This is a genomic window from Marinobacterium stanieri (genome assembly GCF_900155945.1).
GTDB lineage: Bacteria > Pseudomonadota > Gammaproteobacteria > Pseudomonadales > Balneatricaceae > Marinobacterium > Marinobacterium stanieri.
This window is the reverse complement of sequence record NZ_FTMN01000004.1, coordinates 379,491-388,460: the sequence shown is the minus strand read 5'-3', so window position 1 is coordinate 388,460 and position 8,970 is coordinate 379,491. Positions and strand designations below refer to the sequence as shown.

General features: G+C 55.6%; 9 protein-coding genes and 1 rRNA gene. 9 read left to right on the top strand and 1 reads right to left on the bottom strand.

Annotation, left to right across the window (positions count from 1 at the left end; genetic code table 11):
* The 3 genes from rrf to BW956_RS22265 form a co-directional block, all read left to right on the top strand.
* Positions 1-94 (top strand): 5S ribosomal RNA (rrf, locus tag BW956_RS11790); the annotation flags it as partial.
* Between the two features lie 293 nt (positions 95-387).
* Positions 388-642, top strand: coding sequence for an FAD assembly factor SdhE (locus tag BW956_RS11785; protein ID WP_010322390.1), 255 nt, complete (start codon positions 388-390; stop codon positions 640-642).
* The gene (locus BW956_RS22265) at positions 620-1,096 is read left to right on the top strand and encodes a hypothetical protein (RefSeq protein WP_139327171.1); all 477 of its coding nucleotides are present in this window, start codon (positions 620-622) and stop codon (positions 1,094-1,096) included. The genes BW956_RS11785 and BW956_RS22265 overlap by 23 nt, the downstream gene beginning before the upstream one ends.
* Here BW956_RS22265 and nadB read toward each other — a convergent pair.
* Positions 1,041-2,675, bottom strand: coding sequence for an L-aspartate oxidase (gene nadB / locus BW956_RS11780; protein ID WP_010322388.1), 1,635 nt, complete (start codon positions 2,673-2,675; stop codon positions 1,041-1,043). The genes BW956_RS22265 and nadB overlap by 56 nt on opposite strands.
* A gap of 221 nt (positions 2,676-2,896) precedes the next feature.
* On the opposite strand from nadB, the gene rpoE reads away from it, so the two are divergent.
* The 6 genes from rpoE (at position 2,897) to lepB (ending at position 8,968) form a co-directional block, all read left to right on the top strand.
* Positions 2,897-3,484, top strand: a complete 588-nt coding sequence (gene rpoE, locus BW956_RS11775) for an RNA polymerase sigma factor RpoE (protein ID WP_175612003.1) — start codon at positions 2,897-2,899, stop codon at positions 3,482-3,484.
* Positions 3,485-3,520: 36 nt separating this feature from the next.
* Positions 3,521-4,357, top strand: coding sequence for a MucB/RseB C-terminal domain-containing protein (locus BW956_RS11770; protein ID WP_010322386.1), 837 nt, complete (start codon positions 3,521-3,523; stop codon positions 4,355-4,357).
* Complete coding sequence (locus BW956_RS11765) at positions 4,354-4,794, top strand: SoxR reducing system RseC family protein (protein WP_076462898.1); 441 nt, start codon at positions 4,354-4,356, stop codon at positions 4,792-4,794. The genes BW956_RS11770 and BW956_RS11765 overlap by 4 nt, the downstream gene beginning before the upstream one ends.
* Positions 4,795-4,806: 12 nt before the next feature.
* Positions 4,807-6,210, top strand: a complete 1,404-nt coding sequence (locus tag BW956_RS11760) for a DegQ family serine endoprotease (protein ID WP_029511002.1) — start codon at positions 4,807-4,809, stop codon at positions 6,208-6,210.
* 133 nt (positions 6,211-6,343) lie between these two features.
* Positions 6,344-8,146, top strand: coding sequence for a translation elongation factor 4 (gene lepA / locus BW956_RS11755; protein WP_076462897.1), 1,803 nt, complete (start codon positions 6,344-6,346; stop codon positions 8,144-8,146).
* Positions 8,147-8,155: 9 nt separating this feature from the next.
* Positions 8,156-8,968, top strand: coding sequence for a signal peptidase I (lepB, locus tag BW956_RS11750; protein ID WP_076462896.1), 813 nt, complete (start codon positions 8,156-8,158; stop codon positions 8,966-8,968).
* Positions 8,969-8,970: the final 2 nt, after the last annotated feature.

The window sequence follows — 8,970 nt, the reverse complement described above, 5'->3', positions numbered from 1 at the left end:
AACCACCTGATCCCATACCGAACTCAGCAGTGAAACGCGTCATCGCCGATGGTAGTGTGGGGCTTCCCCATGTGAGAGTAGGTCATCGCCAAGCACTTATTTAAGACGCCCTGATCAGTAATGGTCAGGGCGTTTTGCTATGTGCGATTTAAAGACGCTTACATGAGCAAGTCCGCTATAGGCGTGTGGGGCTCCGAACGTCGGACCGCCCCCTGTGAGAGCCGCTCATCGCCATGCCAGGCATTGAATTAAGTGAAAACCCCGGTCTCGTTGAGATCGGGGTTTTTGCGTTAAGGGCTTGTATCAAAGTCTGAGTGTCTGGGGATGGTGGATACCAGATACAACCGGTACTATTCGCCTCTGTTGTTAACGCATTGGGATGAATAGATGTATACAGAAGATGATGTGCGTCGACTGACCTGGCAATGCCGTCGCGGCATGCTGGAGCTGGATGTGTTGCTGGTTCCTTTTATGGAGCAGGCATTCAGGGATCTGGCAGAGGATGATCAGGATCGCTTTGTACGCTTGCTGGACTGTGAAGACCAGGATTTGTTTGTCTGGTTCATGCAGAGAGGCAAGTCAGAAGATCCCGATCTACAGCGGATGGTGGATTTGATTCTTGAACGCGTTCAGCCCGATTAGAATTAAACTGAACAGCAGCCCCAGGCTGCTGTTTTTGTATCTGTTTACCTATGCTTTCGGCTCTATCGGTTTGTTCCAGCTGAATATAGGCACAGAGGCCATATGGCTTGCCTGGGTCGCCTACAGCTTGCTACTGGGTTTTATGCTATGGCGTGATATCTTCATTCCGGCCTCTGAACGTATCGAAACACTGTACTGGGATGTAGAGCATCGACGGCTGAGTGTGAAAACGACAGAAGGGGAGTGGGTTGAGGTAGAGCATCTGCACCAGAGCTGTTCCTTGCCGGGCGTGGTGCAGATTCTGTCAATACAGCGCAGTGACCGTTACGCCCCCACGCGGCTGGTGATAACACCTGATCGCTTGAGTGATGACGACCGCAGGCGCTTGCATGTGGCCATTACCTGGGCCGCTCCTCTCGAACCGCATCCTGCCAAAGATAGTTCGACGGTGTAAGAATGGTGTCCATACGCTCCTGTGCCAGTTTCGGGTAGTCCAGCGTATAGTGCAGGCCACGGCTCTCCTTGCGACAGATGGCACTGCGGATGATGAGTTCTGCCACCGTGGCGAGGTTACGCAGCTCGATCAGATCCGAGCTGACACGGTAGTTACTGTAGTACTCGGCAATTTCCTGCAGCAGCAGCTCAATACGGTGCTGGGCACGCTGGAGTCGTTTGGTTGTGCGAACGATGCCGACGTAGTCCCACATGAAACGGCGCAGCTCGTCCCAGTTATGCGAAATAATGACGTCTTCATCGGAGTCGGTTACCAGAGACTCATCCCAGTGTGGTATCGGCGGAAGCGGGTAGTCGGTGCTTTCCAGTTCCTTGGTAATACGACTTGAGGCGTTGCAGCCCAGTACTATGCACTCCAGCAGCGAATTGGATGCCAGCCGGTTAGCCCCGTGCAGGCCGGTAAAGCCCGTTTCGCCGATCGCATAGAGGCCTTCCAGGTCGGTCAGGCCGTTTTTGTCGGTCATGACCCCGCCGCAGGTATAGTGTGCCGCTGGTACAACCGGGATGGGATCACGTGTCATGTCGATACCCAACTCCAGACAGCGCTGGTAGATGGTCGGGAAATGGGATTTGATAAAATCGGCATCCCGGTGCGAGATATCCAGATATACGGAGTCGCAGCCCAGGCGTTTCATTTCATGGTCGATGGCGCGGGCAACAATATCGCGGGGTGCCAACTCGGCTCGCTCATCAAAGCGTGACATGAAACGGCTGCCATCGGGCAACAGGAGACGTCCGCCTTCACCCCGTACCGCTTCACTGATCAGAAACGACTTCGCCTGAGGATGGTATAGACAGGTGGGGTGGAATTGATTGAATTCCATATTGGCGACTCGACAGCCCGCACGCCAGGCCATGGCAATGCCGTCGCCGGTGGAACCATCGCTGTTACTGGTGTAAAGATAGGCCTTGGCAGCGCCACCGGTAGCCAGTACGACGCTGCGGGCACGGAAGGCTTCTACGTGACCGGTGTGGTTGTTCAGTACATAGGCACCCACGCAGCGGTTGTGAGGCAGTTTCAGCTTGCGGCGTGTAATCAGGTCAATGGCAATGTGCTGGTCGTACAGGTGGATATTGCTGCGCTCCTGCGCTCGCTGCAGCAGGGTTTCATGCACCGCGCGTCCAGTAGCATCGGCCGCATGTATAATGCGGCGGTGAGAGTGGCCACCTTCCTTGGTCAGATGGTAATCATCACCTTCACGGGTAAAGGGCACACCCATATCAATCAGCCAGCGAATGCTCTCGGGCCCCGCCTCAACAATCTGCTGCACCGCTTCCGGGCGGCTGAGGTCGGCACCGGCCACCAGAGTGTCACGGATATGGTCTTCAGCCTTGTCTGTTTCGTCCAGCACTGCGGCAATCCCGCCTTGGGCCATCCAGGTTGAACCACTGGAGTAGTCCGCCTTGCTGAGGACGGCGATATCCAGGTGCTGGGGGAGGTTCAATGCCAGACTCAGGCCAGCGGCACCGCTGCCAATGACCAGTACGTCGAAGTCTGAGGATGTGCCTTGTGTGTTCATGTTCAGGTTCCATGCTCTGGGTATGAGTATTATGCGTGCTGAATTCGGTCAATAAAACCAAAAAACGGGAACTTCATTCTGTATTCAGGTTCATACGCAGTGCACGCCTGCTTTGGACACGAGGTTGAAATGCGTTAGGTTGGCATTACATACTGCATCGAATTGAAGAGCAGCCGATATGTCATCGGTTGCAGGTCGCAGCGACTTATTAAGGATACCGAGTGTCTAACGAAAGTCAGGCAGCTATTGATAAACGATTAGTGGAAAGGGTACAGGCAGGCGACAAAAGGGCATTTGATCTGCTGGTAAAACAGTATCAGCACAAGATCATCGGTTTGATTGGACGCTATGTCTACGACTCGCATGAGGCCATGGATATTGCTCAGGAAGCTTTTATCAAAGCCTACCGAGCGCTGCCGGGTTTTCGTGGTGACAGTGCCTTTTATACGTGGTTGTACCGCATTGCGATCAATACGGCCAAGAACCATCTGGTGTCGCGAGGGCGTCGCCCTCCTGATGTCGACGTGGATGTGGATGATGCCCAGTATCTGGGGGCTGATTCGCAGCTGCGCGATCTGGATACGCCCGAAAACAGCCTGTATCGGGAAGAGATGGAACGTGTTGTGCGTGACACACTCAATCGTTTGCCGGAGGACCTGCGCGTAGCCCTGACGCTGCGTGAGTTCGAAGGCATGAGCTACGAAGATATAGCCAATGTTATGGACTGCCCCGTGGGTACGGTGCGATCCAGGATCTTCCGAGCACGTGAGGCGATCGACAAAGAGATCGCACCCTTGCTCGAACGTTAGATTAAGACTGCATAAGCAGAGACTTGGGGATGAGTTATGCATAAGGCCAAAGAATCGCTTTCGGCACTGCTGGACGGTGAAGTCAGTGACTTTGAACTGAGACGGCTGGTGGACACAACCAGTGAGTCGCCGGAGCTGCAACAGCAGTGGCGCCGGTATCATATGGCTCGAACCTGCCTCAAGGGCGAGCAGCAGGGCGGCCTCGAGCTGGACCTGAGCACACGCGTGATGGCTGCGCTGGAGTCGGAGCCCGCTTACGAGGCCGAGAAGCCCACGCAACAGGCTGAACCTGCTCGAGCGCCTGAGCGCAAGCGGCGCGCGCCTCAATGGTGGCGTTCGGTCACCAGCATGGCTGTTGCGGCTTCCGTCACTGCAGCCGTAATACTGGGGGCGGGCAACTTTGATGATGGCGCATCCGAGTCGCCACAGTTTTACCTGCCGGGACAAAATACAACATCTGACCTGATGCGCACCCGTTTGGGCAGTGCCGTGCCGTCTCAGTCCTATGAGTCAGCCGATGTCATTCGTCTGTCCGATGGCCTAACCAAATACATCGATCAACACCAGCACTTGCTGAGCAGCCAGAAAACGCCCCAGTGGACCACTCGCTGGCTACCCAAAGGCTACTCCATCGTGCGTCACGAACTGCTGCCCCATGGTGAGGTGATGGTGTTTGCCAACGGTCGCGATGCCTTCTCCGTCAGTGTTGAAGAGCTGGGCCATCAGAGCATGCCGGAAGGTGTTGCCCAGGAAAACGGCTATATCGCAGTCGGTAAGCGCCGCGGAGACCATTTTGTGACGGTCGTTGGTGATGTACCGTTGATGATTGCCGACCGTATTGCCAGCGCTGTTCAGCCCGAGCGTAACCGGTGATTGAAGAAATTGTCACTGTGACGGCAGCGGGCCCTGATGGGGTGCGCGTTGCAGCAGAGCGTAACAGTGCCTGTGCGCAATGCTCAAGCCGTTCAAACTGCTCTCAGGGTGTGCTCTCACAGTGGCGCAAGGACAAGATGGTCGAAGTCGCCGTGATGAACCCTGAGGGTCTCAGTGTTCCTGTCGGCGCTCAGGTGGTTATCGGGCTGCAAGAAGGCAGCCTGATGAAAGCCTCCTTTCTGCTCTACTGCATTCCGTTGCTTTGTCTGATTCTGGCCGCCATTGCAGCCAGTACCCTTGGCTGGAGTGAACCGGCTCAGGTTGTGGCTGCACTGGGTGCCATGCTGGCCGGTTTCTGGGCCGTCAGGCGCTACGCCAACAGCAAAAGTGTCAAATCTGATTATCAACCTGTGTTGCTTAAAATCCTTGAAACTTGAGGGTCAAAACCGATGAGAAGTATCAAGATCTGTTTGAGTGTCATGCTCGTTGTGCTTTTGTCGCCGCTGGTGAATGCGGCAGCTTTGCCTGACTTTACCCGCCTGGTTGAGAAGGCCTCTCCCGGCGTTGTGAATATCAGTACGGTACAAAACAGGGACGAAGTGGAGCAGGCTTCCCCGTTTGGGCAGTTTCAGGGCCCCAACGGTGAGCAGATTCCCGAAATCTTTCGTCACTTCTTTCGTGAATTGCCCCAGTTTCGTGAACGTCGGCGTGAAGCTCCTCAGTCGTTGGGCTCCGGCTTTATTATTTCCGATGACGGCTACATCCTGACCAATCACCATGTGATCAAGGATGCGGACCAGGTGATGGTGCGTCTCAATGACCGCCGCGAGCTGGAAGCTGAAGTTATCGGTTCCGACGAGCGTACCGATGTGGCACTGCTGAAGATTGAGGCCGATGATCTGCCGGTGCTTGAACTGGGTCGCTCTGCCGATCTCAAGGTAGGCGAATGGGTTCTGGCTATCGGTTCTCCGTTCGGTTTTGACCACAGCGTAACCGCGGGTATTGTCAGTGCCACTGAGCGTGCGCTGGCCAACGAAACCTATGTGCCCTTTATTCAGACGGATGTCGCGATCAACCCCGGTAACTCCGGTGGCCCGCTGTTCAACCTTGATGGTGAAGTGGTCGGCATCAACTCGCAGATCTATACCCGCTCTGGTGGCTTTATGGGTCTTTCCTTTGCCATCCCCATCGACGTGGCCATGAATGTGGCGGAACAGCTGAAAGGGCGTGGCTTTGTAGAGCGCGGCTGGCTGGGTGTCATCATTCAGGAAGTTAATCGTGATCTGGCCGAGTCCTTTGGCCTGCCCAAGCCTGCCGGGGCATTGGTGGCCAAGGTGATGGCTGACAGCCCGGCTGGCGCCTCCGGTCTACGCGAAGGTGACGTTATTCTGTCGTTCAATGGTCAGGACGTAGAGCTTTCCTCCGACCTGCCGCCGCTGGTAGGTCGCATCAAGCCGGGAGAAAGTGCGGAAGTCGAGATCATGCGTAATGGCCGTCGCGAAACTCTGGATGTCACCATCGGTCGCTTGCCGGATGAAGATAGCCTGGCTGAAACGCATACTCAGCAGCCAGCAGACAGTAACCGCCTGGGGCTGACCGTGGCACCTCTGCCCAAAGAGCTGAGCGACAAATGGAACCTGCGTTCCGGCGTGATTGTTGAACAGGTTCGTGAAGGCGCAGGCGCGCGTGCCGGCCTGGTCCGTGGCGATGTCATCACCATGCTCAACGGTCAGCAGGTCGAGACGATTGAGCAGTTCAGTCGCCTGGTGGCTGACTTGCCGGAGGGGCGCTCGGTCCCCATGCGCATCGTGCGTCGCGGAAGTCCGCTGTTTATCGCACTCAAATTGAAGTGATGTGCTGACTGAGGGGGCATTGGCCCCCTCATTTCATTGCGGCCAGTTGTGCTCTGATGACCTGCAAGGGGTCTTAGGGTACACTGCGCTCTTTTCTGCAACCCTAATTGACCTGGAGTCGGGTAAGCCTATCGTGAGTAACCTGGATCATATTCGCAATTTCTCGATCATCGCCCATATTGACCATGGCAAATCCACATTGTCCGACCGCCTCATACAGACCTGCGGCGGGCTCAGTGACCGTGAGATGGCGGCTCAGGTACTCGACTCCATGGAACTTGAGCGTGAGCGTGGCATCACGATCAAGGCGCAGAGCGTTACCCTCGATTACCACGCCAAAGACGGCAAGGTGTATCAGCTGAACTTCATCGATACCCCGGGGCACGTGGACTTTTCCTATGAGGTATCACGTTCCCTTTACGCCTGTGAAGGCGCGCTGCTGGTCGTAGACGCGGCCCAGGGTGTGGAAGCTCAGTCTGTTGCCAACTGCTATACCGCGATTGAACAGAACCTGGAAGTGCTGCCAATCCTCAACAAGATGGATCTGCCGCAGGCCGACCCTGACCGTGTGCGTCAGGAAATTGAAGAAGTGATCGGCATCGATGCGACCGACGCCATCGCCTGTTCGGCCAAGACCGGCCTGGGGATTGATGATGTACTGGAAGCACTAGTGCGTGTGATTCCGCCGCCGGAAGGTGACGTGGATGCCCCGCTGCAGGCCCTGATCATCGACTCCTGGTTCGATAACTATCTGGGCGTCGTCTCCCTGGTACGTGTTAAGCAGGGCACGCTCAACAAGAAAGACAAGATCGTCATCAAGTCCACTGGTCAGTCGCATCAGGTGGATTCTGTGGGTATCTTTACCCCCAAACGCAAGGAAACCGGCGTGCTCAAGGCGGGCGAGGTTGGTTTTGTTGTGGCGGGTATCAAGGATATCCACGGTGCTCCGGTGGGTGACACCCTGGTGCCAGCCAAGAATCCGGAAGAGGTCGAAAGCCTGCCCGGTTTCCAGAAGGTGCAGCCGCAGGTCTATGCCGGTCTGTTCCCGGTCAGTGCCGATGACTACGAAGACTTCCGTGATGCGCTGGAAAAACTGACGCTGAACGATGCCTCCCTGTTTTACGAGCCGGAAAGCTCCGATGCACTGGGCTTCGGTTTCCGCTGTGGCTTCCTCGGCATGCTGCACATGGAGATCATCCAGGAACGTCTCGAGCGTGAATACGACATGGACCTGGTCACCACCGCGCCGACGGTGGTATACGAAATCGAGCAGAACAACGGCGATGTGATCTACATCGACAGCCCGTCGAAACTGCCGGATCCCGGCTCTATCCGCGAGATGCGCGAGCCTATCGTGCTGGCCAATATTCTGGTACCGGAAGAGTATCTGGGTCAGGTTATCGGTTTGTGTGTCGAAAAACGCGGCGTACAGAAGAATATGCACTTTGTCGGCAAGCAGGTACAGGTCATCTATGAACTGCCCATGGCAGAGGTGGTGCTGGACTTCTTCGACCGTCTAAAATCAGTGAGCCGCGGCTATGCATCACTGGAATACAACTTCCAGCGCTTTGAAGCCGCCAAATTGGTGCGCATGGATATTCTGATCAACGGTGAGCGCGTGGATGCGCTGGCCGTCATCCTGCACCGTGACAATGCCGAATACCGTGGCCGTCAGCTGTGTGAAAAGATGAAAGAGCTGATTCCGCGCCAGATGTTTGACGTGGCGATCCAGGCTGCACTGGGTGGCAAGGTGATTGCGCGTACCACCGTCAAGGCGCTGCGCAAAAACGTAACCGCCAAGTGTTACGGTGGTGACGTCAGCCGTAAGAAAAAACTGCTGGCCAAGCAGAAAGAAGGCAAGAAACGAATGAAGCAGGTCGGCCGCGTTGAAATTCCGCAGGATGCCTTCCTGGCGGTTCTCAAGGTAGACAGCTAAGGCGGATAGATGAACTTCGATTTTTCTTTGGTACTGGTGCTGGTCACCGCACTGGCAGGTGTACTTTGGCTGATCGACAAGCTTGTGTTTGCGCCCAAGCGGTCTCAGGCGCTCAGCCAGGCGGAAGCTACTGCCGGGCGGGCGCTGGAAGGCAAGGAGCGTGATGCGCTGCTGCAACAGCCTGGATGGGCTGATACCGCCCGCTCCATGTTCCCGGTGCTCTTTGTGGTCCTGATTCTGCGCTCGTTTCTGTATGAGCCTTTTCAGATTCCATCGGAGTCCATGCTGCCGACTTTGAAGGTCGGTGACTTCATTGTCGTCAACAAGTATCACTATGGCCTGCGACTACCGGTACTAAATACCAAAATCGTGTCAAACAATGACCCCGAGCGTGGCGATGTCATCGTGTTTCGCTATCCTGAAGACACCAGTATCAACTACATTAAGCGTGTTGTCGGTGTACCGGGTGATGTGATCACCTATAAAGACAAGGTGCTCTATGTGAATGGTGAACCCCAGCAGCAGGAGCTGTTGGCCAAGTTGCCGCCGGCACGCCCGACCAAGCTGCTGCTGAATGAGCGGCTGGATGGTAAAAAACACAGGATTTTCCGCGACGTTTACCGGCCGGTGATTGACGGTACCTGGGAAGTGCCTGAGGGGCATTACTTTGTACTGGGAGATAACCGGGATAACAGCAAGGATAGTCGTTATTGGGGCTTTGTCCCTGAGGCGCTGCTGGTCGGCAAGGCTTCTGCGGTATGGATGCACTGGGAAGGCTTCTTCTCCTTCCCGGACTTCAGTGAAGTACGTCAAATCAACTAGAG